The sequence below is a fragment of the Dethiosulfovibrio faecalis genome, assembly GCF_021568795.1.
In the GTDB taxonomy this organism is placed as follows: domain Bacteria; phylum Synergistota; class Synergistia; order Synergistales; family Dethiosulfovibrionaceae; genus Dethiosulfovibrio; species Dethiosulfovibrio faecalis.
This window is the reverse complement of sequence record NZ_JAKGUE010000009.1, coordinates 56,335-80,542: the sequence shown is the minus strand read 5'-3', so window position 1 is coordinate 80,542 and position 24,208 is coordinate 56,335. Positions and strand designations below refer to the sequence as shown.

Sequence of the window (24,208 nt, the reverse complement as noted above, 5' to 3'; positions counted from 1 at the left end):
TAGAGAGGATCGCGTAAAAAAACGAACAAAAGGGAAAAGAATAGAACATAAAGTTGATTTCTAAGTCCCAAATAGATAGATTAAAGACGATGGATGTTTTTTTAAGGGGTTGGCGTGGTTTCGACGACACGAGTTGCTTGGAACGAAAGGAGAGATATCTGTGAGAAAATCCGCGATACGCTTCGTAGGCGCTCTGGTTATATCAGTATTTATGGTCGGTCCGTCCCTCTGCTGTACCGACATCGTGGCGGGTAAGGACGCCACCGTGGACGGATCGGTGATAACGTCCCATACCGCCGACGGTGCTTTCTACGACGCCAGGGTCAGGGTTATACCAGGAAGGACCCACGAGAAGGGCGAGACCGCTTCGGTGTTCTGGAACATCACCAACGAGGAATACGGCCCGGCGGTCAAGATAGGCGAGATCCCCCAAGTGGAGAAGACCTATTCCTACTTCCATGTGGGGTATCCCTTCATGAACGAGCACGGAGTGGCCATAGGAGAGACCACCATCGGTCAGAAGGAAGAGCTCAAGACCTTCCGACCCGACGCCAGGGCCATCATGACTGTGGAGCAGCTGGAGGTCTTTGGCCTTCAGAGGGGCAAGACGGCCAGGGAGGCCATAAAGGTTATGGGAGACCTGGCCGAGAAGTACGGCTTCCTTCCCTCCTGCGGCAGCGAGGGGGAGTGCCTCTCCGTGACCGACTCGGAGGAGGCCTGGATATTCGAGCTTCGCAGCACCGGCATGATGTGGACTCCCGAGAGCGGCAAGCCCGGAGCCATATGGGTCGCCCAGAGGGTTCCGGACGATATGGTCGTCGTGGTGCCGAACATGAGCCGTATTCAGGAGATAGACCCAGACGACAAGGATAATTTCATGGTCGCCGAGGGTTACAGGCAGTTTGCCATAGACATGGGATGGTACGACCCCGAAGGGAACGAGCCCTTCATCTGGCAGAGGGCCTATTCTCCCCTCACCGGAAACGACGACTGGGCCCTTTCGTCCATGTGGGTTCGCAACAGGCTTCACACGATCCACAAGATCCTGGCTCCCTCGCAGGAGTGGGATCCCAATGCCGAGACCATGTCCTATCCCTTCGCCGTCAAGCCGGAGAAGAAGATATCCGTGGCTGACGTGATGGAGATGCTCAGAAGCCACATGACCGGAACTCCCTTCGATATGTACGAGGACGGGGCCTGGTACGTCAGGGACGGAGAGAAGTGCGTCAAGAGCCCTCTGGCCACTCCGTTCCCCAACAGGGACGTTCGTCGCCTTCTGGGAATCGATTACAACCGCCCCGTCTCCAAATGGGACTGTGCCTACAGCTTCGTCTCTCAGGCCAGGCGTGACGTTCCGGATGTCATGAGGACCATTCTCTGGTTCGGCTACGATAACCCCCATACCAGTTGCTACGTGCCCATATACAACGGTGTGACCGACACAAAGGAGAGCTGGAGGACCTTCGATCGCGAACAGTTCAGCCTCGAGTCGGTCCAGTGGGGTTTCATCCTCTCCGACGAGCTGGTTAACCACCGTTACGGTGATGCCATGGCCGATCTCAGAGCTGTGAGGGATCCCATGGAGAAAGGGTTCTTCGACCGAATAGCCGAGGTGGACGCCGAGGCCGTCAAGCTGTACAAAGAGAGCCCCGAGAAGGCCAGAAAATACCTCACCGATTTCACCTTAGAGTGCATGGACCAGGTGGAGAGAACCTGGTGGGGACTTAACTGGAACCTCATAACCAAGTATAACAACAACAAGTTTCACTAGGACAAGTTCCGTTAGACCTCCCACGGCCCTCGCTTTTCAGGAGCGCGGGCCGTGCTATATTTCTGGGAGGTATGTTTTTAGAGGTGCCCTTTTGTCTATGCCGTTTTTGTTTTTTTCTGCTTATCCAAGCTGTTTGGGAGTCGGTTGTAGTCATCTAGTTTGTACTGTTACGCAGATGATGTTACGCTTGCGGTGTGCGGTTCACTCTAAGGTCTAATATAGAGTATTACCCGACTTTCATTTCAGGGAGGGGCTGTATTGTGAAAAACGTCCAGGAAAATTACCGTCCTCAGGTCCACTATTATTCCAACAGGTTAAAGGACAAACTGAGGAAGATCCGTGATTTTAGAACGACGTTTATCGAGGCTCCCTCCGGTGCAGGCAAGACTACGGCCATACGAGATTTTTTCAATTGTCCGGATATGAATTCCCCTTCGATTCGTTGGTTCGTAGCCAGTGAGGAGCCTGGCACGTCGGGCTGGACCAGGTTTTGCCATGTCCTGGGGGAGATAGACCCCTACGCAGGATCCCGACTTTTGCATCTTGGTTTTCCCGTCGAGGACAATCAGGGAGAGATCGCCCAGGCTCTCGTCGATCTGGTATGTGACGATGAAACCTACCTTGTATGCGATAATTTTCAGTTTATCCACAAAAGCCTTCCTCTGTCGGTCTGGAGGGCTCTAGTCGATCATGGTGGATATGGTCTTAGGGTGGTCATCATCACCCAGCAGCTCTCCTCCAGAGGGCTGGCGATTTTGGGCAACGCCAACGTCCTTAGGGTTGAGAACGAGGATCTGTGTCTCACGGAGGAAGAGATCGGAGGCTACTACGGTCTGGCTGGGGTTGACCTGGACTTGGATCAGAGACGTCGTCTTTACCTCTATTCGGAGGGGTGGATCGCCGCGCTGTATCTCCAGCTGGTGGGCTATGCCCGAACCGGTTCTCTTGAGGGCAGATCAAGTATTCATGAGCTTGTAAACGAGTTGTTTTGGAAAGGACTTTCCCTAGAGGATCGTCAGGTCCTGTTCCGTTTGTCTCCTTTCGACAACTTTACCGTTCCACAGCTGTCCTTCCTTCTCGGTCTTGACCGGGTTCCTGATGATTTACTCGAGAGATTGGAAGGGTGGATCTTTGTCCGCTACGATATCGAAAGTCGTCGGTATTTTCTACATGCCATACTCCTGGACTTCGTTCGTTCCGCCATCCGAGATGAGCCGGAAGCCTTTCAAAGAGGGATCCTGGCTGCCGCCGGGGGATGGTGTGCCTCTCAGGGAGACAAGACCCAGGCGTTGCTTTTTCTCTATCGCATACGTGATTACCGAGGGATTCTCTCGCTGGATCTCCATTGTTACGACATGACCAGGGTCACCTTGGACGCGGGGCGGGAATATATGCTGAAATTTCTTCGGGATACGGTAGGTAACTCCACCGTCGAGATGCGATGCGACTACGCGTTCAATTTTATATCCATGGCTTTTGAGGCCTTTAAACTGGGGGACGTCGAGCTCTACGTCGGTCTCTGTAGAGAGATGGAGGCTGTCCTGGATGGCAGTGATATAGACGAGGAAAGCCGTAGGTCCCTGAGGGGCGAGCTTTACCTTGCGAGGTCGTTCGGTTTTTACAACGATATAGAGGCGATGGGGAAAGACCATAGCCGTGCCTACGAGCTTCTGGGTCCCAACAGTAAGCTCTTCAAGCCCGACACCCCTTGGACCTTCGGGTGGCCGTCGGTTCTGGGCATGTTTCACAGCGGGGTTGGCGAACTGGACAGGGAGCTGTCCGACATGGATCGGTGGCTTCCCCAGTACAATTCCCTGACCTCCGGGAACGGCAGTGGGGCGGAGTTGATATTCAGGGCAGAGGCCCTGCTTCATAAAGGCCAGGACGACGAGGCGGAGCCATTGGTCCTTCGGGCGCTGGAGATCACCAAACGATTGAACCAAGATAGTCTCTACCTCTGCGCGGCCTTTTTGTTGCAGAGGATGGCCCTGCTGAGGGGAGACGGACCGGTCTTCACGGATAGTCGTGCGATGAGAGATCGTTGTGCTCGTATGTCATCCTACGCTCTGTCAAACCGTATAACCGAGGTGGCGACGGGCTTTATCTCCTGCCTTCTAGGTGATCCGGACGGAGTCCCCGCCAGGGTATGTTCCGATGGCTTTCTTAAAGGGGCATCCCCTGCGGTTCCCTTTTCCTGCATAGTGTACGGTCGTCTAGCTCTTCTGACCGTAAGGGAGAGGGATCTAATCCTGAGATCCGAGGAGCTGCTGTTTCCGGCGCGAAGGTATCGAAACCTACTTGTGGAGATCTACATGGGTATCTATCTTTCGGTGGCCTATTATCGTCTTGGCAGGGATTCCGACGGAGCCGAGGCCCTTGGCAGAGCTCTTGACATGGCCATGCCGGATGGGCTTATACTGCCTTTTGCCGAAAACGCCGATGTCCTAGGGCGCTCTCTCGATGCGGTAGTGGAGGAGTGCTGGAGCTCCGAGAGGCAGATGTTCTCCTCTTTAGTAAAGCGTTATTCCGTGGGAAAGGAGAGGGTACTACAGGGCCTCTCCGGTAGAGAGGCAGCGAAGGGACTGACCTTCAGGGAAAACGACGTAGCCCTTCTGGTAAGCGAGGGGTTGAGCAACCGGGAAATAGCGGACAGGCTCTTTCTATCCGAGAACACGGTAAAGTTCTATCTGAAGTCCATCTTCCAGAAGCTGAGAATCAAATCTCGTAGAGATATAAAAAAGATCCTCTCGTTTCGCTAAGCTGCAAAGACCACCCGAAAAGAGTGTACCGAAAACTAAGGATGTCTCATATCCTATATAAGGATAAGGGACATCCTTTTTCAATTTTGAGGAGACATGAAAGGGAGTTGATTTTATATGAAGCTGCTGGCGAGATCCGTTTTTACATGTCTGGTGATGATTATCCTGGCCACGCCTGGGGTCTCCATGGACATGGCTCCGCTGATCTTCAAGGTCAGTGACGATGGCCCCTCCCTCTCTGTGACAGTAAAAGATAAGGCGGTAATAGTCTTGAACGGAGACAGGACGGTGCAGGAGTTCCCCCGGAGGGGAGATGCCTTGGAGGAGGGCGAGGAACGATCTATCGAGGTCTTAGCTGCCTTGGATATGAATTTCGACGGATTTACCGACTTTAGGGTCGCAAGAGAGCCAGGGGTCCCTAATCTGTACTACTCGTGCTATCTCTGGGATCCCGAGACGAGGAAATTCGAGGAAAACGGCCCCCTAGGGGATGTTTCCAACCCGGTTTTCGATAAAGAGGCTGGGAGAATCTCCGCCTTTACCCATCAAAGTGTTACGGACAATCAGAAGGAGGAATTTCGCTGGATCGATGGAGAGCTGACTCTGATATGGCGCAAGTCCCAGCGTTACGATGAAGACCGTGCACTTTTCGTCGTGACAGAAGAGATCCTTAACGACAGAGGATCGATGGAAACCGTATATGAACGCTCTTTCGACGAGGTTCAGATCAGTCGGTACACCGACGGAGAGCCCTGTTTGGACGAGGAGACGATCTCATTTATCTCGAAAGCCTCAAGGGAGTTGTTGAGCTCGGATATCTCTGGCGAGGGAGAGCTTAACGGAACGGGCATCACCGACGGATTGCAGGTGGCTGCATGGGTCTTCAACCTCGAGAACGGAGATCTGGTCTGCTTCGAGGTCCCCGACGACCGGTCTGGTCTGTTCATCAATATGGGATACGAGAACGGTACTTTCAGGGTCGAGTCAGACGATAAGCTAACCATGGGAGAAAGGGTCTTCTGAGACACTACGAGAAAGGGGCGATGAATGTGGATTTTATCAAATCGGTGATGCCTCTCAACGACTGGCGTCTATTTGTGGAGATGGAGACGGGGAGCCTGATGGTTGTCGATCTTTCCCATAAACTTGATACCGCAAGATTTGGTGACCTAAGGGATTTTGAGTTCTTTCGATCGGTCTCCACCGATGGCGATATCGTCTTGTGGGGAGGCGGCCGAGTGCGGCTGACGGCCCGAGAGCTTATGGACGTCGTCTTCGTGGATAAAAAGGAGGATTTATAAATGTTTGGAATTAACGAAATTATCAAAAAGGGAAGTCTTTGCCTTGTCGCGTTAGTCCTCTTTCTCTGTTTTGCTCATGAGGCGTCTGCTGCCAAGGTCACCGTGGTCAACAAGACCTCTGTTAAGGTCTCGGTTGCCCTGCAGTGGTGGGCAGATGGCTCTGTTAGTAGAGGGGGCACCAAGGGGTGGTTCGGAGTGAAGCCAGGAAAATCAAGAACTATCGTCTGGAATGGCATAGATGGTGCGGCTGTCCAAGTTGGTTACATGGGCTTTTACGCTAAGGGCAAGGGACTTGTTTGGAGTGGCGACTCTAGTGAGCTACATGGATCTGGATGGATACATCCCAAGAAATCTTTCAAGACCGAGAATCCAGATCAAGCCATACCTGGAGGGCAGAAGGTCAATTTTCGTTGGTTTGATATCAATTTTACCGACGGTGGAGCCCGCGCTGTTGGCAGGATAGTTTTAAGGCCTTAGACCCATACCTAAAGCGATGAAAATTAAAAAAAACATAAAAATTGTCGCCGTGGCTTTTTTTTTTGGTGCTTTCCTCCTGTATGGGTTGAGTCCACCTATACCGAAATCGGGTTTTTTCTACGAGATCAGAGATTGTAATAGGATTTGCCGGGTTCAGGGGGTCTTTAGGTCGTCCTATGTGGAAACCGAAAGGCTTAATTTCGTGGAGGGGGGATTCCCTAGGTTTGTGGCGTGGGTAGCTATAACCCCTTCCAACGCCCTGGATAAGGAGCCTACGGGGATATGCTTTTTTGACGACGACGGCGACTATTCGGGATTTCTGCCCATCTCGGGGGACCTCTCCAGGGTAGTCGAATCTATACGGATCGACGGTAAGGGAATAGATCTGACCCTACTTCGAAACGGAGTAAGGGAAAAGTTACGTTTCACGAATGGAGATGCCGATATCCCTTGGTCCTGAAAGATGAATAGGAGTGATTTAATCGTGAACGCAAATAGAAGATATCTTCGTGTGTTTTTATCGACATCGATCATGCTCGTTCTGCTGTCTCTCCCATCTCTGGCAGCACAGGAAAGCTACGTTCTCAAAGAGGGGTCTGCCTTTAGGGTCAACGCCGATGGCAAAGAGATCGAACTGGAGGAGGATCAGCCTGAATACTGTCTTACCGACAGCGGCATGTATTCCTGGATAATCGTGGATCCCGAGCTTTCCGATGTGATGAAGGGATCAAAAAGCGGAATATACTTTTTCAACGAGTTCGAGGAGCCCCTCGGTTTTCTGCCCTTCGAAGGGGCGGCCTACTGTAACGTATCTCTCAGCCCCGACGGTGAGATGATAGCCATTATCTTCGGCACGAGCGTGTCCCATGACCTTATTCTCTACACCATGGATGGTCTTGAGAAAAAAAAGAGCTTCCTGGTTATCGGAGATATCTGCTGGTTAGATCCCTGTCGGTTCGTCTTTACCCTGGACGATGTTGGTAAGGGGGCCAGGGGAGATGCCATGGATCAGCAGGAGGGCTGGCTTTCGGTGATGATGTACGACGCCATGATGGAGGAGCTCTTTAGTGTCATGGATGCCACCGAGACCGAGGATTACATGCTTGTAGGGGTGAATTTCGAAAGGGAGGAAATAGAGGTTCTAAGGCGTTCGGTTAAGGAAGTGAACGACTGGGGAGATGAATATATGATTGAGGATGCCCCTTTGTCGGTCCCGATCCCCGTAGCTGGCTAGGAAAAGAGGACGATGAGAATGAGATTTTCCATGAAATACGGGATTCTGTTTACCTGCTTGGCCCTTCTGATCTGCGTTGGGTCCGCACTGGGCGCTCCAACCCAGAAGGAGCTTAAGGATATGAGCTTGTTCCTGAGCAACTTCACGGAGCTTGGCTTTATGGAGATTGATGTGGAGGAGATGTCCCATCCCGATAGCTATCCAGACCTAGTGCGTTTCGGGATCCAGCACAATTACATCAACAACTTCAAAAGCCGTGTTCAGCAGAATAAGGACAACCCTGGAGATAAGGGGGAATTGCGGATCAAGGCGGCCTACGTCGAGGAATCGGTGCAGAAGTACTTCGGGATAAAGATAAAGGCGGACAGATCGGTAGATCAGTCCGATCCCCCCTATTTTTTCAAGGGCGGCTATTTCAGTTTTTTCGGTTCCGATGGAGAGGCCCCCTGGTACGCAAGAGTCAAAACGGCATCCAGCCCTCAGAAGAGATTCTGGTATTTACAGGGCGAGATATACAACGCCGACGACCCAGAGGATATCTACGGTACCTTTAGCGCCACGATAAAAGAGGCCATGTGGGGCAAAAAACGCACCTATGTGATGGTATCCATGACCTTCGAATACAGTCCGTCCAATTAAGGGGAGTAATCATGTTGAGCAAGAAAAAATTTTTCTTGTCGCTTATTATGTCCTCTTTAGTTATTTTTTGCCTCGTCTCGGTTGGTTCCTGCTCCAATAGAGATAACTGTATCGCCATAATCTACACCGAGGCGGATTTTCAGGGTACGTCCTGGGAGATCTACGTGACAGGGGAGTACGACCTTTGGTGGAAGATCGACAAAGAGGCGGAAAATCCCAGGATGATTTTCGACCTCCCCAACGATACCATCGCCTCGATCAGGGTCCGGCCTGGATACAAGGTGACCATTTTCGAGCATGCCGAGCTTGCCGGTGATTCCCTTGTCATCGACGTCGATATGCCCTCTTTTGGTGAGAGATGGATCGATCAGGCATCGTCTCTGACGGTTTTCAGGATAGAGGACCAGGAGCTTGTGGGAAGGTGGCAGGCCTCGGTCAAGTCCGATTCGACGGAGTTCGCCAGGGGAGAGATTATGGACAGGGACGAAATCGCCGCCATTATAGAGGAAAATAGCGAGGTTTTTTCCGAGCTCATAGAGGCTGGGGAAAACCAGTGGTACGGCGACACCACCGACGACCAACGGATAAACGTGGCTGGATACATGCTGGGACTGTTCGAGGCCCTGGGCTACGACGTCTTCTCTTGGACCCCTAACTCCTTCGCTCAGAGCATCAACAATTTCTACGACTGGAGGAAGGATCTCAGCCTATGGCACACAGCCTGCTTGGTCCTCAACGTGGATGGGGCAATGTACGAGGAGATCTTCTCCTCTTCCCGACGTCGTTCTTTGGGTTAGGGACATCCTACAAAACCCTTGACCTTTTCGATCGAACTGTGGTAACCTTCGATGAAACAGATGTAGAGGGAGAGATTGAACGATGCATACTCGTTTCATAGACGTTAGTTGTTGTTGTCGGTGGATGCTCGACTAATCCACCGCAGTCTTGGACTGCGGGGCATATGGCCCGTTGCGGTCCGGAGACGGAACGTCATCTCTCGACGAATATGCACCTGATCTATCAGGCTTAAAACGGGATCGCCCTAGGCGGTTCCGTTTTTTTCGTCTTCGACCGCCGGAGTTTTTTCTAAGGAGGTTCGATGAATGATAGGCAAGGGTATGGGGTTCGTAGACGCTATGGTGGAGGACTGGAAGGCGGTCAGGAGAAACGATCCGGCGTTGCCAGCTGGATGGAGAGGAAGGTGGGAGTTCGTCCTGTGCTATCCCGGAGTCCACGCTCTTTGGCTTTACAGGCTGGCAAATGGCCTTCACGTCAGTAAGATTCCGGTTGTGCCGAGGTTCATAAGCCACCTTGGCCGTTGGCTGACCGGAATAGAGATCCATCCCGGTGCGAAGATAGGGAGAGGCCTCTTCATAGATCACGGTATGGGAGTGGTCATAGGGGAGACCGCTGAGATAGGCGACAACGTGTCTCTGTTCCACGGGGTTACCCTTGGAGGAAGAGGCGGTGAGGTCGGAAAGCGTCACCCTACTCTGGAGGATAACGTGATCGTAGGTGCGGGAACCCAGGTACTTGGCCCTATAACTCTAGGGAAAGGGGCCAAGGTCGGGGCCGGAAGCGTCGTGTTGGAGGACGTGGCTCCTGGATCCACCGTGACGGGAGAGCAGGCCAGGGTGAGGGATGGCTCGGGGCCTCTTCTCAGGAGGATAGAGGAGTTGGAACGTCGTATTGAGGAGATGGCGCTCCTTTTAGGGTCATCTACTGGGCAGGAGGTCGCATGATGAGCTACAGAGTGGACGAATTGATGAACGCAAGGGTTATCGGTAAGACGCCTATGGTCGTGGTGCGTCCCTTCGAGGACGGTGCGGAGATAGCCCTGAAGATAGAGGGGAACGGCGTAGGAGGTTCCATAAAGGACAGGGCCGCCTGGGGGATGCTCCGCCGGGCGGAGGAAAGAGGGGAGCTCTGCGACGGGACCGTCGTGGTGGAGCCCACCTCGGGCAATACCGGAATAGCACTGGCCATGTTGGGTCGAGGTCTGGGGCTCAAGGTAATGCTGACCATGCCCGAGTCCATGTCGATCGAGCGGAGGTCTCTGCTGAAGGCTTACGGAGCCGAGGTCGTCCTTACTCCCGCAGGAGAGGGAATGACGGGGGCCGTTCGAAGGGCGGAGGAGCTGGTGGCGGAGATCCCAGGAGCCTTGACGATGGACCAGTTTTCCAATCCCGGGAACCCCTGGGCCCATAGGGTGACCACCGGTCAGGAGATACTCCGAGATCTCTGGGGAAGGAGAATAGACGCCTTCGTGGCTGGGGTCGGTACCGGCGGTACCTTGACCGGAATCGCCGAAGCCCTCAGAGGGGCAGGACGTTCGGTCTCGGTGGTCGCTGTGGAGCCTAAGAAAAGTTCCGTACTGTCCGGAGGGCGTTCCGGATCTCACGACATCCAGGGCATCGGTGCCGGCTTCGTTCCCAAGGTCCTGGACGTCGGTTTGATCGACGAGATCTTCGCGGTGGACGACGAAGAGGCGAGGGAGGGAGCCAGGCTGCTGGTCTCTCGATGGGGTCTCCTCTGCGGAATATCCTCCGGGGCCAATCTCCATGCCGCCGTGGTGAAGGCCAGAGAGATCGGCCCCGAGGGGTTGGTCGTGACGGTGTTGCCCGACAGAGGGGAGAAGTACCTCAGCACGGGGCTTTTCTCCTAGCGCTTCAGCCCCAGCGAGATGATGATCTTGAAGGCGTGTTCCGGAGATACGTTCACGTAGGATATATCGTCCTCGTAGAAGAACATGACTATCCCGGATGTAGGGTTGGGGGACGTGGGCATGAATATGCTGAGCATAACTCTGCCGTCCGGCTCCACGTCCCTTCTGGTGACGAATCCCAGAAGGTGCCCCGGTCCCATGGGTATCCGCACCACCCCCAGGTATGCGTCTGTCTTCCCGGTTCCGGTGAAGGATCCGACCAGGTCCTTTATGGTCTCGTACCAGGACCCGACCAAAGGAATGGCCACTATGGCCCTCTCCAGCGAATTCAGGGTCCATCGTTCTCTGCGTGCGAACTTGCTTCCGGCGTAGGTTATCACGAATACGATGGACACGAACATGATCATGGTCATCTCCACCGATTCGGTGAAACCGAAGAGTATCTTGGCTACGGCGGTCAAGGTCTGCACCAGGAGCCTTACTATGAATATAAGTATCGCCAGAGGGAGAAACACCAGGAGTCCTGTGACGAAGTTTCTCCCGAATCTCTTCAGGAGGGACGGTTTTTTCTCTTCCTCTTCCTGTATCGGTCTTTCCGTTTCCGTCATCTGCGGTCGCACCTTCTTTTTCTATCGGAAGTAATCGAACAGTACCCCTACCGGGTAGCCGTTGACGCATTTATGGGCGTATCGCATATATATGCTTCTCTTGCCCTCGAAAAGTTCGTTGGATTTTATGCCTAGCCTTACGGATTCGGATGCCTCTATGAAGGCCGCCAGCTTGTCGCAGGATTCGATTATCCTGCCGTCTATGGGGTTCAGCTCGTCTCTGTCCTGATCCTCCCCTATATCTCGGTCCAATATAGTCGGGGTCGTCTGACCTTTCGGCCATATACGGTTCTCGAACTCGTCCTTCACGAAGGCCAGCATCTCGGGATGCCACGATTCGGGAAGCAGAGGGAGCACGTCGGTGGCTATGGCCTCCATCTCGAGCTCCTTTATCAGCTGATCCAGCCCCTCAACGGATCGCTTCACCGGGGATATTATGTCCCTGGTCAGAACCTCGGGAAGATCGTGGAATAGCCCTCCGTAGAAGGCGTTGTACCTTCTTCTGAAACATCCCCCCGTCTCCAGCACTACCAGCCATGACAGGACGGCCACGAACAGAAGGTGCCCCAGCACCGAGGTCTGAGGGATCCTGGGAGTCTGAGCCCATCTTTTCTGGAACCTGAGCTGACCGACCAGGGAGATGAATCCGGCCAAACCCCTGTCGCTCTCCGGGAGGCTATCGCTCATTATAAGCTGCCTGACCCCCTCTATGTCCATATGTTCTTTTACCTGTCTTTCTATCTCCTCTTTGGTCCTCTCGATGTGAAATATGGGACGGCTCCAGCCGTATATGAACTCAAACTCCCATTTCGTCGCCAGATAGTGGGCGGCCTGGAGGTATCTTTTCTCTACTCTGTGGTCGTCCTCGTCGAAATAGGTACGACACCTGTCTGCGACTCCGCCCGGAAGAGGTGACAGAAGAGGATAAAGCCTGTCCATTACCCATCGGTTGAGGTCTTTTCTCTGGGTCTCGTTCGCCATCAATCGATGGAATACCGGAGGTTTTATGTCTGTGACCACGACCCTGTGAAGATATTCGAACACTCCTCCCTCTATGATCGCGTTCCAGTCGACCTCCGCGCCTCTGTCCTCTTCGTAGCGGCCTATGACGTAGGCTATGACGAACTTATGGGCCTGTTTCGCCATCTCTGTGAACTGAACCGGCCTGGGATGGTCGTTCCACCTCTCTATACTGGCCGCTGAGAATATCAGCTCTATAAGGGAACGGGTTATCATGGTAAACCTCCTTTTTCTCGATTCTATAGTAGAGATTATAGCCCTTTGAAGGCAAGGTATGCCATGTTATGCTGTTGTATGATCGGAAGGAGGCCCGTTTTTACATGAAAAAATTTATGTTTCCCATGGTTCTGTGTCTAGCTATGTCGCTTTCGCTTGAGGTCTCGCCGTCGTTCTCCTCGGAGGTCGAACGACTTTTCTGGGAACGTCGATGGGACGAGTTGGCCTCCGTGACCTCGGAGGACCTGTCTCCCAGGGAGATATCGATGGTGGCCAACGGTCTTTGGACGAAGGGTCGTTGGGAAGATGCGCTTGCCTTGATGGATGAGGTGGGAGACCGCTACCCGGAGGAAATCAGACCCTATGCGTCGATGTTGAGGGTGCTGGCTCTGGAGAGGATCGGCGATCCGAAGGCCGCCTACGGAGAGGCCCTGGACCTCTATCTGTCCTCGCCGCCCGAGGATTTGACCTACTACGTCTGCTATGCCCTGTCGCGGCTGACCGGGAACGAGGAGGAGAGACGTAAATGGATGCGAAGGATGCTCTCGGCCACGGACGACTCCACTCTGAAGGCCAAGACCCTGGACGATCTGATGGATTTCCCCGATCCCTCACTATCAGACGCCTCGGCGGCCCTCAGGATAAGGCCCCTCAACTCGAGGGCCTTGAAGCTCTTCGAGAAGGCCTCGCCGTCTCGGGAAAGGTCTTATCGTCTGGGATACGCCGCCTATCTTCGTGAGGATCACGACAAGGCGGTGAAATACCTGGCCCAGGTCCCCCTGAGCGGTTCCTTCTCACAGAGCGCCCTCTACTACAGGGCAATGGCCCTCTATCGTCTGAAGCGTTATGGAGAGGCCCTTCCTCTGTTGTCCAGGTTGATCATCATGGACAACAGCGATTACGTCGTTCGGGGCAGCAGGAGGATCGCCCTTATAGCCAAAAGAGGGCATATGGAGGAGGCGGAGAAGGTCCTCTTCAGGGCCTCCAGAGAGCTCTCCGGAGACAGGGCTCTGTCTGCGGCGGTCTCCTACGCGGGGATCCTCTCCGGAGAGTCTAAGACTGACGAGGAGGACAGGATCCTGAAGCTTTACCCTCGGTCCTCCGAGGCGAGCTCGATCCTGTGGAACAGGGCCTGGGTTCGATGGGACAAAGGGGACTACGAAGGGGCTCTCTCCTTTTTCGAGAAGGCGTCGAGTTCCAAGGGGATGGCTCCGGCGGAGCACCTCTACTGGAAGGGCAGATGCCTGGAGAGGCTGAATCGTCCGGACGAAGCGATTAAGTCATTCAAGGCACTCTCGGAAAACTATCCGTTGTCGATATATTCCTATCTCGCCTTTCCCGGCGACCCCGTATCGATGGTTCCGGGAGCGGGAAAGTTGGAGAGACGGGAGTCCGAGCTGGAGCGTTGGGGGTTCGTCATTCACGCTAAGATGCGTCTTTCCGGCAGCTCCGATCCTCAGAAGAGGTACAACGGAGCCTGGCTGGCGGCGTGGATGGGCAACGAGGACGAGGCCTTTCGAGCCGCCCGTTCGCTGGCGTCCTACGCCGTAGGTCCCGACGGGGTTTACAGGGATCTGGCGAAATTCCTATATCCCAGGCCCTATAGAGAAGTCGTGGAGGAGATGGCGAACCGTTTTCAGGTGGAGCCTGCCGTGATATGGTCCATAATGAAGCAGGAGAGCGCTTTCAACCCCTCCGCGGTGAGCTGGGTAGGGGCTTCCGGTCTCATGCAGCTGATGCCCCGTACTGCCAAGTGGGAGGCGGATACCCTAAAGATGGGGAAGTACGATCTGTTCTCGGTGAAGGACAACGTAACCCTCGGAACAGCTCATATCTCCAGGCTGCTCCGTTCATACCGAAGGTTGGAGTGGTCGCTGGCGGCCTACAACGCCGGGAGCGGAAACGTCAACAAATGGAACAGGTCTTTCGGAGACAGGCCAATGGACCTGTGGATGGAGGAGATACCCTTCACCGAGACCAGAGGATACGTGAAGAAGGTCATGGGAAACCTCTTCGTGTATCGGCAGCTCTACGGCGAAACCGATAAGTAAGATAGACGAAAGAAGCGCTCGCCCCTTAGGGGCGAGCGCTTCTTTCGTCTATCTCTTTTGTTTTCTCCTGGCCTTGGCGGCATACATCCTGTCGTCCGCCACCTTTATGATCTCCTCGATGGTCTCTCCGTCGTCGGGGAACCCCGCTATACCGTAATCGAGAGCTACCGGATGGGGAAAGTCACGTATCGCCACCATCTGACTGGCCCTGGATAGCACTACCTCCGCTTGTTTGGGAGACGTGTTCGGCAGGTACACAAGGAACTCGTCCCCTCCGTATCGGGCCACCATGTCGCAGATCCTTATGCTTTCCTTCAGGACGGAAGCGATTTTCTTCAGGGTCTCATCTCCGGCCTCATGGCCGTAAAGATCGTTCACCAGCTTGAACTCTCCCAGGTCTATTATTGCCAGGCTGGCCTTCTCTCCGTAGCGTTTTATCCGGTTGTTCTCGCTCTCCAGGTGTTTGAGTATGTACCTTCTGTTCCATATATCGGTCAGAGGGTCTATCAGTGCCTCTCTGGTCCTCTTGTCCATCACCTCCAGCAGGACGAGCAGTCCCGCCAGATGGTCCGACAGTATGGAGATCTTCTTGATCTCTCTTTCTTTAGGCTCTACCACCGACAGGACCGAAAGCACGCCGAGTTTTCTTCCCTTGAAGGTCACAGGGACGGACAGTTGTGTGAGTCGATCTTCCCGCTGGAGGACGAGGGGGTGCTCAGTGGTCACAGCCTGGTCCTCGGTCTTAACGTGAGGTCTTTTTCTGTCGCCGCTGCTGAACAGTTCCGATCCTTCGTCGTCTCCGGATCTCAGAGACACGAAGGCGCTTCGGTAGTCCATTTCCTCGGTCAGGGATTCTATAAGAGAACGTATCAATTCCGACTTGCTTCCGGCGGAGGTCAGCTTTTGCACTATACTGTGTAGGTTTTCCAGCTGTAACGTCTCCTCCTGGAGGGCCAACTCGACCTCTTTCCCGTCGGTGATATCTCGGGCGACGCCCTGTATCTCGACGAGTTTCCCCTTTTCGTCGAAGATCCCTCGGTTCGACCAGCTTAAATATCTCGTCGAGCCGTCCGGCATGGATATCCTCTCCTCGTTGAAATTGGATGGGCTGTCTAAGGAGATGGATTTGAAGAGCTCCATGGAGACACTGGCGTATCTTAAGTCCCTGACCGATTCCAGCGGTTTGCCCAGTATTTCCTCTCTCTTAACTCCGAAAAAGCTGCAATAGGCGTCGTTGACGAAGGAGTACCTTCCGTCCGTGTCGAAACGGCTCACCAGCTCGAACTGATCGTCTATTATGGTCTGATATCTTGCCTCGCTTTCCCTGAGTCTCGCCCTGTGTCTTCTGTCGGCTATCCAAAGAAACGACAGTAACAGTGAGCTGAGGAGCATGAGTCCCAGGAGGAAACGCAACGTCCTGTCCTCTTGAACTATGGCGTCCACGTCCTCTTCTGGTGTAGATAGGACCAGTAACAGCTTGCGGTCCAATACCCTGAGGGTGTCCCAGGCCACCAGTTTCCTGTTCCGTCCGGAGCCGTAGTTCTCGTAAAGGGAGCCCTCTCCGCTGGGATGGGCTATCATGGTATCGATGGCCTCCCTGTCTTCGGTTAAAAAGGAGGACGCTGGAGAGCCGGTCAGAGACGGATACTGGTGGTAGAGGATCTTACCGTTCTCGTCCACGAGGTATGCCCATCCGTGAGGGCCTCCTCGAAGGGGCACGATGTAGCGATTTATGGACGGCAGCAGGTCCAGGGCTACGACCATATATCCTTGAAGTTTCCCGTGGCCTGAAAAAATATCGAAGGTAATCACCATTATCGGGTGTCTATCCACTATGTCTACGGTGTCCACCCTTACGGGGGAGGAGTTTCTAGAGCGGCCATCCATTCCCACTGTCATGACCTCCCTGGCCTTTCTGAGGGTCGCCGGACCGGGGGAGATCAGACGGCTGTAGGAGTATTCCCATCCTGTGCCGTCCTTCAGCTTTAACAGAACCGCCGCGATATCTTCGTTGGCGTGGACCATCAGAGAGAGCCTCTCCTTGATGAAGTCCGTGGCGTCCATCTTTATGGCCTGAGGGAGAGACGTATTGGTCAGGGCCGAGAGCCTGCTTATGATGGATCTTAGCCTGTCCTCCATAGCCTCCCTCCCGACCATTACCTGGCGGCTTTGCTGCATGTTGAAGGTCGACTCGTGTCTTCCTATGGCTCTTCGGTCCATCCAGGTCTGGGTCGACATGAAGGTGACGAAAACCAGCATGCTCAGGAATATCTGAAGGGCGTTTTTCCTCAGATCCGGGAGAGTTTCCTCTTTTATGTCTTCTCGGGTGAGGGTGAAGAAACTGCCTTTATCCTGTCCCTCCCTGTTCAAACTGCATCACCTCCCGGTTCATCGCGGATAGGAGCGGACCACCTCTATCGGGATATGGCCGATCTCATCCTTTCCCTGAGATCTCGGTTCAGCCAGGTCTTAAGAGCCGCCCTGGCCAGTATCCTGGCGCCTGTCTCCATGGCACTATGAGCTCTGTCGGTCTTGACTGCCCTTTCGAACTCCTCCGTATGGTGGGCGGCGTATACGTCCATTATGGAGAGCTGAGGTTGAAGGGCCGGACATCGGTGGGAAACGTTTCCCACGTCGCTGGAGCCTTGGGCTCCATGGGGCGGATCGTAGGGAACCCCCAGCTCGTCAAACACCCCTTCCATCATTCTCTCCGCTGGCTCGTTCGGGATCATCTCGTCGAAGCTGAATTCGACGTTTGACCATGATACCTCGGTTCCGGTCGCCATAGCTGAGCCTCTTGCGCAGTCGTAGATTTTTTCCGTGAGTTCGTTCAGGTAGGATCTGGTGGGCGATCGGAAGTAGAATTTCGCCGCTCCCTCTTGGGGCACTATGTTGGGGGCCTCTCCTCCCGAGGAGATTATTCCGTGCATCCTGACCTCCGGTTTTACGTGCTGTCTCAACATATCCACCGCATGGAAGAAGAGCTGCACACCGTTCAGGGCGTTTCTGCCCTCCCAGGGAGCTCCGGCGGCGTGGGCGGCCTTTCCGGTGAAACGAAACTCCAGGGCGTCCATGGCCAGGCTTCTGTAGCCTACATGTGATCTATCCGAGTCGGCATGGATCATCGTCGCCAGGGCGACCTCGTCGAATACCCCCGCCTCCGACATGGTGACCTTGGCCCCGTCGGTCTCCTCCGAGGGAGTTCCCACTACCCATAGGGTGGCCTCGACCCTTTTGGCTATCTTGGCCAGAGCCACTCCAGCCAGAAGGCTCATGGCCCCGCTGAGACAGTGGCCGCAGGCGTGACCGAGCCCAGGCAGAGCGTCGTATTCAGCCAGAAGGGCGACCACCGGTCCTCCGTCTCCCGCCGTAGCTCTGTAGGCGGTGGGAATGTCCATAAAGGGTCGCTCCACCTGAAGCCCCGCTTTTTGCAGGAAATCGGACATCTTTTCGCTAGAGCGGAATTCCTGTCCTCCCAGCTCGGGATTGTCGGCCAGATCGTCGCTTAGAGCGGCCGCATCGACGGCGTTTTCGGATATGACGTGGTCCAATTCCGACGTAAGTTCTTCGTATAGGTTTTTCATAGGGTTTTCCCTCCGCATCCTCTTGGTGGAATGACACAATGATACCACTGGATGGGTCTTAGGTATGTGCTTTTCGATGCATCCCTTTGGACAGGAAGGGCTTTAGATATTACAATGTTCCCCTATATGTATTCTAACGTATTGGGGGAACCCGGGGGAGGAGTTAGAGTGGAAAGATTGGAAGAGAGGATTTCATCCGTTCTCGCAGAGGACGGAGAGGCCAAGGCCCTTTGGTGGAACGGCGATTGGCTGAACAGGTCGGAACTGTCCTCTATGGCTGACAGAGACGAGGTCCTGTTGAGGGAGGCCGGATTCGGCGAAGGCCATCGTCTGGTGACGTTGCTTCCCAACTGCCCCGCCTTTTTGGCCCTGGCTCTGGCGGTTTGGCGACTTAAGGGGACCGTCGTACCTCTCAACTATCGCGCCGGGTCGGACGTATTGTTGCCTACATTGGACCTGGTGGACCCTTTTACCGTCGTTTGCGGAGAAGGCGACGACAAGACGGAGAAGTCCGTGGAGGGATACACCGTATCAAGGATGCCTTTGGACGGTCCGATATCCTTCCTTTCCGGTAAAGCCGACACGGAGAGAACCGGCGGGGACATGGCGGTCATCTTCGCTACCTCCGGAACCACCGGTCTGCCCAAGGCCGTTCCCCTGTCCCATAGCAATCTATTGGACAACGTGGACGTCTGCTGGTCCGTGCTCAAGCTGGGCCGGGAGGACCGAATCCTGTGGGCCCTTCCCAACTTTCACTCTTTCGGGCTTACCCTGGGAGGGCTGATGGGACTGGTCCACGGTGCGATGCAGGTAGTCGTCCCCCTTTTCATGCCCCCCGGAGGGACGCTGGAGGCCATAAAGGAGGGGAGGGCCACCGTTCTCCTTCTCGTCCCAGCCATGGTGGACTTCCTCAAGAGGGCCATAGTTCACGGAGCTCCACGTCCCGAATCGGTCCGTATGGTCGTTACCGGAGGAGACCGTCTGAATCTCGAGCTGGACTCGGCGTCGAAGGAGTTTTTAGGTGTGCCCTTGCTCGAGGGATACGGAACCACCGAGTGTTCGCCGGTAGTGGCGGTCAACCCGAGTTACGACTCCAGAAAGCTGGGGACAATCGGTCCTGTGATCCCCGGTTATAGCTGGGAGGTCCGGGACGACTCCGGCAAGGCGTTGGGCCCCGGGGAGGACGGCATCCTCTGGGTCAAGGGTCCGTCGGTGTTCGACGGTTACTATAAGGCTCCGGAGGTCACGGCGGAGCGGATGATCGACGGATGGTACAACACCGGGGATATCGTGAGGTTCGACGAGGACGGATATATCACCGTCCTGGACAGGGCTACCGACATAATAATCGTGGGAGGGTTCAACGTGTACCCCCAGGAGGTGGAAAGGGTCATCAGTCGCCATCCGGCGGTTGCCCAGGTGGCGGTGGTCGCCATGGCTCATCCGGTTCAGGGCGAGATAGGAAGGGCCTTCGTCGTTTTGGAGGAGGGCCGGTCCGTATCGGCCAGAGAGCTTATATCCTATTGCAAAGGCAAGCTTGCCCATTACAAGATCCCCAGGAAGGTGGATTTCGTCGAGGGTCTTCCCATGTCTCCGTCGGGAAAGGTTCTCAGGAGAAAACTCAGGGATCTCTGATCTTTCTAAAGGCGCCGAGGTCATGGGGGTGTCCCCCCGTCCTCGGCGCCTTTTCTCGGTGTTCACAGGAAGGGCAGAATCAGAAGGCCTTGAAGCCCACGACGTCCTCCCTTATGCTCATATACCTTTTCTTGGCCAGGTCCATGTGGCTTTCCTCCATCTTCTTGAGCTTGACGAAGATGTCCTTGGCCTCTCCGGTGGAGCCCTCCGCCATCCTTTCGTATAGCTCGGCTGCGCGCATCTCGGACAGATAGGCGGCGGAGGCTATCCTGAGAAGACTGGTGACGTCGCCGAAGTCCTTTGTCTGGACCTTCAGTTCCGGTTCAACCACAGTGGACGGATCCCTCTCGAAAGCGACCCCGAATTCCTGTAGGTACAGTTTCTTGAGCCCCTCTTCGTGCTCTCCTTCCCATATAGCCAGGTCTTCGAGTTCTTTTTTAAGGTAATCCTTGTCGGCGTTCTCCGCCCAGGCCCTGTAGAACTCTCCGGCCTCTATCTCCGCGTGGATAGCTAGCTCCAGTGCTTCTTTCATCTTCATGAAAAATCCTCCCCTCCTCTATCGATGGATTTTTTTGAAAGAACCGTATATTCACATTATATCCTTTTCCTCGCTTTGGACAAGGCGGCTCCGACCTTTATAGCCAAAGGCATGACCTCTTCCAGATGCTCTATCAGCTTGAATATGGAGATTCCCGATCTTATCGCCTTCGGATCGGAGGTCCTGGTCATGGAGTTCACCAACTCGTCCTTTATGCACGAAAGCCTTTTTCTGGAGGCTCTGACGCCGGAGGATGGCAGATAGCATCTCGCCGGCGACGGGGCGAGGTCGTCCAGTATAGTCTCGATATAGAGGGGGAGTTCGTCCATCACGGATCTCATTACGTCGTTCTCTCTGCCTGCCTCTACCGCTAGAGAGGCCACGTGGCTGAGCCTTTTCGCCAGGTCGAGGAGGTCTCTCTCCGGCGATTCCATCTGAGAGAGGTCGTTCTCCTGCATGAACAGTTCCTCTACTATATGCCCGTTTCTGGCGGCCTGTGCCAGGGCGGCTCCATCTCCATCGGTAAGGCCTCGTAGGGCCGATCTGACCGCCGCGATGGTGGCGGTGGACATCTGGGATATAAGAGAGGAATCGAGATTAGGTGTTTCCTTGGCGGAACAGGAGCTTTCCTTTTTTCTGACCCTCACGGCAGGAGGGGTGTCTTCGTATCTCATAGGGTCACCGCCTTGCTCTTTTTCTGTTATTTTACATCCGATTGTGGATCTGAAAAGCCCTCTGTTCATGTCGTTAAAGTGTTTTTAGGAGGTGACCTTTTTTGACCTTTGCTGATCGCGGGCTACGATAGTAAAATGACTTTGTAGTCTGCCGATATGCCCCCGGTGGGCATGATCGAGGATAAAAGGAGGGTTTTTATGTCCGGCAGGATAGGGATAACCTTCGGACCCGACGGGGTATCGGAGAAGGTGGAGAGGATACTTAAAGGCAGAGAGGTCGTTTGGTTGAAGGACCTCGCCGAGGAAGACAGGCCGGGAGAGCTTGAAAAATGCGATCTTCTTCTCTGTCAGTTTCTCACTTCAAAGGAGTTGTCCGATGGGGAATGGGCGGCTCTGAGGAAGGTTCCTGCGGTCCAGACGGTTTCGGCCGGGGTGGACCAGGTTCCGATGGATCGTCTGGGCGACGATACCGATCTCTACGCCAACGTGGGCGGTTGGGCTCCTCCCATAGCGGAGCACGTCCTTGCTATGGCCCTGTGTTGCTCCAGGAGGCTGGTCCAGCAGACCAGGGACCTGTCGGATGGGACGTTCGGTTTTATGGGATACGGGCTTAAAACACTGAAGGACAAGGTTGCCCTCATAGTGGGCTATGGTGGAATCGGCAGGGAAACAGCGTCGGTATTGTCTCGGTTCGGAATGGAGGTCCAAGGTCTGGGGAGGCGTAGGCCGGAGGATTCCCTTCTCAGCAGGGGCTGGACCATGTCGGGGCTCAGGGATGCTCTAGGACAGGCCGATCTGGTGGTCCTGGCGCTTCCTCTGACCAAGGAGACCGATGGTCTTTTCGACGACGATGTCCTGGCTTCCATGAAGGACGACGCAATTTTGGTAAACATAGCCAGGGCCGCCATCGTGGACGAAGGGGCTCTCTATCGCAGACTGAAGAGCAGCCCCGATTTCTTCGCCGCTTTTGACGTCTGGTGGAACGAGCCCAGAGACGGAGGGGTCTTCTCCACCGATGAACCGCTGATGGAGTTGCCGAATCTTGTGGGCTCGTCTCACAACTCGAACCAGACCGAGACGGCTCCCGGCGAGGCATTGGAGATAGCTCTTGAGAACTGCCTAAGGATCCTGGACGGAGATGGACCTTCCGGACTGGTCCGAAAGGACGAGTATCTCTGTTAGGTAGCCAGTTTCCCGAGGGCTTCCCTTAGAGACGCTATACGATGTCTTTCTCCGAAGACCATTATCCTGTCGCCGCCCTTTATGGTCTGACCTCCCGTTGGGTTGTACACCGGGGCGTCGTTGGCGCCTAGTATGGCAAGGACCGTGACGTCGTAAGCGTTTCTGAAGTCGAGTTCCATAAGGGTCTTCCCCGCCAGGGAGGACCCTTTTTCCACCGTCACGGTGGAGAAGTCGAGGTCCAGTTTTCTCGACATGACCACCAGGTCCAGAAGATCCGCGACAGAGGGTTTGAGCGAGGCTCGGACCAGAGAAGCCGATCCCGCTATCACCGGGTTGACCACCCTGTTGACCCCTGCCTTGGTCAGAACCGATACGGATTTAGTGTCGCTGGCTCGGGCCACTATGTGGATATCCCTGTTGAGGGCTCTGGCGGTCAGTGCGACGTACACCGTCTGGGCGTCGCTGTCGAGGGTGACGATAAGTCCCTTGGCTCTCTCGACCCCGGCGTTGAGCAGCGCGTCCTCCTCGCTGGCGTCGCCCTGTACCATGAGATACCCCTGATCCCTGGCCTCCAGGACCACCTCCTCTTTGCTCTCTATTACGGAGAAGGGCACTTCCTCGTGTCGCAGCATCGCCGCCACCTGTCGACCGTATCTTCCCAGTCCGCATATTATCCAGTGATTGTCCATCCTTTTTATCCTCCTGTCGTGTCCCTTGCCCAGGGAGGCCCTTATGTGCATGGTGAAGAAATTCTGGCTGACTATGCCTATGGCGTATCCCACCGTCCCCAGACTGGCGGCGATGAGAATAGCGAGAAAAAGCTTGTCCGAGTCGTTCACTCCCGGAGGGGCTCCGTATCCCACGGTGGAGACTGTGGTGGCGGTATAGAAGATCGAGTCCACCCACGACAGGCCAAGAAAAAACCTCATTCCCAGTATCCCCGTCAAGGTCACTCCCGATATCCAGCCCAAAAGGTAGCGACTCTGTCTTTGTATCTTCATTTACCGACCTCCTCTTCGTCTCCCCGATTGATGTAGAATGTAGGCTAAATCGACTAGAAAGGCGGGGATCTCAGTGTCCTGGACCATAGCGACCTTCAACGTCAACTCGGTGAGAAGCCGACTTCCCGTTTTGGAGAGATGGCTCAATGATAGCAAAGTGGACGTCCTGTGTCTTCAGGAAACCAAGGCGAGGGACGAGGATTTTCCTCTCCAGGCCTTCGTGGACATGGGGTACTTTGTGGCCTTCAGAGGCCAGAAAAGCTACAACGGCGTGGCGATCGCCTCCCTGGAGGAGCCGGACGAAATAGTCTACGGTCTCGACGACGGAAAGGAACCTGTCTTCGACACAAGGGCTCTGTCGGTTCGCTTCGGCGATATCTGGGTTATGAACACCTACGTTCCTCAGGGAAAATCCATCGATCACGACGATTATCTGATGAAACAGGAGTTTCTGAGACGGACCCAGACGACCATCTCCGACCGTATCTCCGACGGCAAGAGGGTCCTGTGGGTGGGGGATATGAACGTAGCTCCGGAGGAAAAGGACGTCGCCAACCCCAAGAACAAGACGAATCATGTATGCTTTCACAGGGATATCAGGGACCTCTTCGGGGCCGTCTGTCAGGGGCTGGTGGACGTTTTCCGGTCCCATCGGCCGGAGGAAGGGGAGTTTTCCTTCTGGGACTATCGGGTTAAGAACGCCCTGGACAGAAACATCGGCTGGAGGATAGATCATATCCTGGCTTCTCCCGATCTGGCCAGGTTATCGTCGGACAGCTGGGTATATCGGGACCCTCGAGGTTGGGAAAAACCCTCGGATCACACGCCGGTATTGGCCTCTTTCGACCTTTAG

The 24,208-nt window shown here is 54.7% G+C and carries 22 protein-coding genes; 15 read left to right on the top strand and 7 right to left on the bottom strand.

Annotated features, from left to right (window positions below):
• The first annotated feature begins 160 nt into the window (after window positions 1–160).
• The 11 genes from L2W58_RS07910 (at window position 161) to cysK (ending at window position 10,846) form a co-directional block, all read left to right on the top strand.
• Window positions 161–1,771, top strand: a complete 1,611-nt coding sequence (locus tag L2W58_RS07910) for a dipeptidase (protein WP_420827989.1) — start codon at window positions 161–163, stop codon at window positions 1,769–1,771.
• A gap of 260 nt (window positions 1,772–2,031) precedes the next feature.
• Window positions 2,032–4,530 carry a helix-turn-helix transcriptional regulator gene (locus tag L2W58_RS13160; RefSeq protein WP_236102808.1) on the top strand — a complete coding sequence of 833 codons (2,499 nt, stop codon included), beginning with the start codon at window positions 2,032–2,034 and terminating at the stop codon, window positions 4,528–4,530.
• Between the two features lie 117 nt (window positions 4,531–4,647).
• Entirely contained in the window at window positions 4,648–5,553 is a 906-nt protein-coding gene (locus tag L2W58_RS07900) for an XAC2610-related protein (protein WP_236102807.1), read from the top strand.
• Window positions 5,554–5,573: 20 nt separating this feature from the next.
• The gene (locus L2W58_RS07895) at window positions 5,574–5,831 is read left to right on the top strand and encodes a DUF2442 domain-containing protein (RefSeq protein WP_236102806.1); all 258 of its coding nucleotides are present in this window, start codon (window positions 5,574–5,576) and stop codon (window positions 5,829–5,831) included.
• Entirely contained in the window at window positions 5,832–6,308 is a 477-nt protein-coding gene (locus L2W58_RS07890; protein WP_236102805.1) for a DUF1036 domain-containing protein, read from the top strand.
• A gap of 226 nt (window positions 6,309–6,534) precedes the next feature.
• Window positions 6,535–6,768, top strand: a complete 234-nt coding sequence (locus tag L2W58_RS07885; protein ID WP_236102804.1) for a hypothetical protein — start codon at window positions 6,535–6,537, stop codon at window positions 6,766–6,768.
• Between the two features lie 24 nt (window positions 6,769–6,792).
• Window positions 6,793–7,542: a hypothetical protein gene (locus tag L2W58_RS07880; protein ID WP_236102803.1), complete on the top strand. Its 750-nt coding sequence runs from the start codon at window positions 6,793–6,795 to the stop codon at window positions 7,540–7,542.
• Between the two features lie 18 nt (window positions 7,543–7,560).
• Complete coding sequence (locus L2W58_RS07875) at window positions 7,561–8,181, top strand: hypothetical protein (protein ID WP_236102802.1); 621 nt, start codon at window positions 7,561–7,563, stop codon at window positions 8,179–8,181.
• 35 nt (window positions 8,182–8,216) lie between these two features.
• A complete protein-coding gene (locus tag L2W58_RS07870; protein ID WP_236102801.1) occupies window positions 8,217–8,978 on the top strand; it encodes a hypothetical protein in 762 nt (253 codons plus the stop codon).
• A gap of 306 nt (window positions 8,979–9,284) precedes the next feature.
• Window positions 9,285–9,923, top strand: a complete 639-nt coding sequence (cysE, locus tag L2W58_RS07865) for a serine O-acetyltransferase (protein ID WP_236102800.1) — start codon at window positions 9,285–9,287, stop codon at window positions 9,921–9,923.
• Window positions 9,923–10,846, top strand: coding sequence for a cysteine synthase A (gene cysK / locus L2W58_RS07860; RefSeq protein WP_236102799.1), 924 nt, complete (start codon window positions 9,923–9,925; stop codon window positions 10,844–10,846). Before cysE ends, cysK begins: the two co-directional genes overlap by 1 nt.
• Here cysK and L2W58_RS07855 read toward each other — a convergent pair.
• Both L2W58_RS07855 and L2W58_RS07850 read right to left on the bottom strand, forming a co-directional pair.
• Entirely contained in the window at window positions 10,843–11,454 is a 612-nt protein-coding gene (locus L2W58_RS07855; protein ID WP_236102798.1) for a DUF502 domain-containing protein, read from the bottom strand. The two genes, cysK and L2W58_RS07855, sit on opposite strands and share 4 nt — an antisense overlap.
• Window positions 11,455–11,475: 21 nt before the next feature.
• On the bottom strand, window positions 11,476–12,690 hold the full coding sequence (locus tag L2W58_RS07850; RefSeq protein ID WP_236102797.1) for an HD domain-containing protein: 1,215 nt from the start codon (window positions 12,688–12,690) through the stop codon (window positions 11,476–11,478).
• Between the two features lie 104 nt (window positions 12,691–12,794).
• Between L2W58_RS07850 and L2W58_RS07845 the strand changes: the two genes are divergently transcribed.
• Window positions 12,795–14,741 carry a transglycosylase SLT domain-containing protein gene (locus L2W58_RS07845; RefSeq protein WP_236102796.1) on the top strand — a complete coding sequence of 649 codons (1,947 nt, stop codon included), beginning with the start codon at window positions 12,795–12,797 and terminating at the stop codon, window positions 14,739–14,741.
• Between the two features lie 48 nt (window positions 14,742–14,789).
• Here L2W58_RS07845 and L2W58_RS07840 read toward each other — a convergent pair whose 3' ends face one another.
• Together L2W58_RS07840 and L2W58_RS07835 are read right to left on the bottom strand one after the other, a co-directional pair.
• Window positions 14,790–17,111: a diguanylate cyclase gene (locus L2W58_RS07840; RefSeq protein WP_236102795.1), complete on the bottom strand. Its 2,322-nt coding sequence runs from the start codon at window positions 17,109–17,111 to the stop codon at window positions 14,790–14,792.
• A gap of 44 nt (window positions 17,112–17,155) precedes the next feature.
• Window positions 17,156–18,325 carry a M20 family metallopeptidase gene (locus L2W58_RS07835; protein WP_236102794.1) on the bottom strand — a complete coding sequence of 390 codons (1,170 nt, stop codon included), beginning with the start codon at window positions 18,323–18,325 and terminating at the stop codon, window positions 17,156–17,158.
• A 168-nt stretch (window positions 18,326–18,493) separates the two neighbouring features.
• Between L2W58_RS07835 and L2W58_RS07830 the strand changes: the two genes are divergently transcribed.
• On the top strand, window positions 18,494–19,960 hold the full coding sequence (locus L2W58_RS07830; RefSeq protein WP_236102793.1) for an AMP-binding protein: 1,467 nt from the start codon (window positions 18,494–18,496) through the stop codon (window positions 19,958–19,960).
• Window positions 19,961–20,039: 79 nt separating this feature from the next.
• Here the strand turns inward: L2W58_RS07830 and L2W58_RS07825 are convergent, their stop codons facing one another.
• Both L2W58_RS07825 and L2W58_RS07820 read right to left on the bottom strand, forming a co-directional pair.
• Window positions 20,040–20,498 (bottom strand): ferritin-like domain-containing protein, encoded by a 459-nt coding sequence (locus tag L2W58_RS07825; protein WP_236102792.1) that lies wholly within the window; start codon window positions 20,496–20,498, stop codon window positions 20,040–20,042.
• Window positions 20,499–20,554: 56 nt separating this feature from the next.
• Window positions 20,555–21,172, bottom strand: a complete 618-nt coding sequence (locus L2W58_RS07820) for a hypothetical protein (protein ID WP_236102791.1) — start codon at window positions 21,170–21,172, stop codon at window positions 20,555–20,557.
• 198 nt (window positions 21,173–21,370) lie between these two features.
• Between L2W58_RS07820 and L2W58_RS07815 the strand changes: the two genes are divergently transcribed.
• Window positions 21,371–22,354: a 2-hydroxyacid dehydrogenase gene (locus L2W58_RS07815; RefSeq protein WP_236102790.1), complete on the top strand. Its 984-nt coding sequence runs from the start codon at window positions 21,371–21,373 to the stop codon at window positions 22,352–22,354.
• Here the strand turns inward: L2W58_RS07815 and L2W58_RS07810 are convergent.
• Complete coding sequence (locus tag L2W58_RS07810) at window positions 22,351–23,355, bottom strand: potassium channel family protein (RefSeq protein ID WP_236102789.1); 1,005 nt, start codon at window positions 23,353–23,355, stop codon at window positions 22,351–22,353. The two genes, L2W58_RS07815 and L2W58_RS07810, sit on opposite strands and share 4 nt — an antisense overlap.
• 73 nt (window positions 23,356–23,428) lie before the next feature.
• On the opposite strand from L2W58_RS07810, the gene xth reads away from it, so the two are divergent.
• Window positions 23,429–24,208 (top strand): exodeoxyribonuclease III, encoded by a 780-nt coding sequence (gene xth / locus L2W58_RS07805; RefSeq protein WP_236102788.1) that lies wholly within the window; start codon window positions 23,429–23,431, stop codon window positions 24,206–24,208.

Coding starts and splice junctions, on each gene's coding strand:
- L2W58_RS07890 (WP_236102805.1), top strand. CDS start 5,832: ATGTTTGGAATTAACGAAATTATCAAAAAGGGAAGTCTTTGCCTTGTC.
- L2W58_RS07895 (WP_236102806.1), top strand. CDS start 5,574: ATGAATGTGGATTTTATCAAATCGGTGATGCCTCTCAACGACTGGCGT.
- L2W58_RS07845 (WP_236102796.1), top strand. CDS start 12,795: ATGAAAAAATTTATGTTTCCCATGGTTCTGTGTCTAGCTATGTCGCTT.
- L2W58_RS07835 (WP_236102794.1), bottom strand. CDS start 18,325: ATGAAAAACCTATACGAAGAACTTACGTCGGAATTGGACCACGTCATA.
- L2W58_RS07810 (WP_236102789.1), bottom strand. CDS start 23,355: ATGAAGATACAAAGACAGAGTCGCTACCTTTTGGGCTGGATATCGGGA.
- cysE (WP_236102800.1), top strand. CDS start 9,285: ATGATAGGCAAGGGTATGGGGTTCGTAGACGCTATGGTGGAGGACTGG.
- L2W58_RS07850 (WP_236102797.1), bottom strand. CDS start 12,690: ATGATAACCCGTTCCCTTATAGAGCTGATATTCTCAGCGGCCAGTATA.
- L2W58_RS07875 (WP_236102802.1), top strand. CDS start 7,561: ATGAGATTTTCCATGAAATACGGGATTCTGTTTACCTGCTTGGCCCTT.
- cysK (WP_236102799.1), top strand. CDS start 9,923: ATGAGCTACAGAGTGGACGAATTGATGAACGCAAGGGTTATCGGTAAG.
- L2W58_RS07855 (WP_236102798.1), bottom strand. CDS start 11,454: ATGACGGAAACGGAAAGACCGATACAGGAAGAGGAAGAGAAAAAACCG.
- L2W58_RS07815 (WP_236102790.1), top strand. CDS start 21,371: ATGTCCGGCAGGATAGGGATAACCTTCGGACCCGACGGGGTATCGGAG.
- L2W58_RS07820 (WP_236102791.1), bottom strand. CDS start 21,172: ATGAGATACGAAGACACCCCTCCTGCCGTGAGGGTCAGAAAAAAGGAA.
- L2W58_RS07900 (WP_236102807.1), top strand. CDS start 4,648: ATGAAGCTGCTGGCGAGATCCGTTTTTACATGTCTGGTGATGATTATC.
- L2W58_RS07825 (WP_236102792.1), bottom strand. CDS start 20,498: ATGAAGATGAAAGAAGCACTGGAGCTAGCTATCCACGCGGAGATAGAG.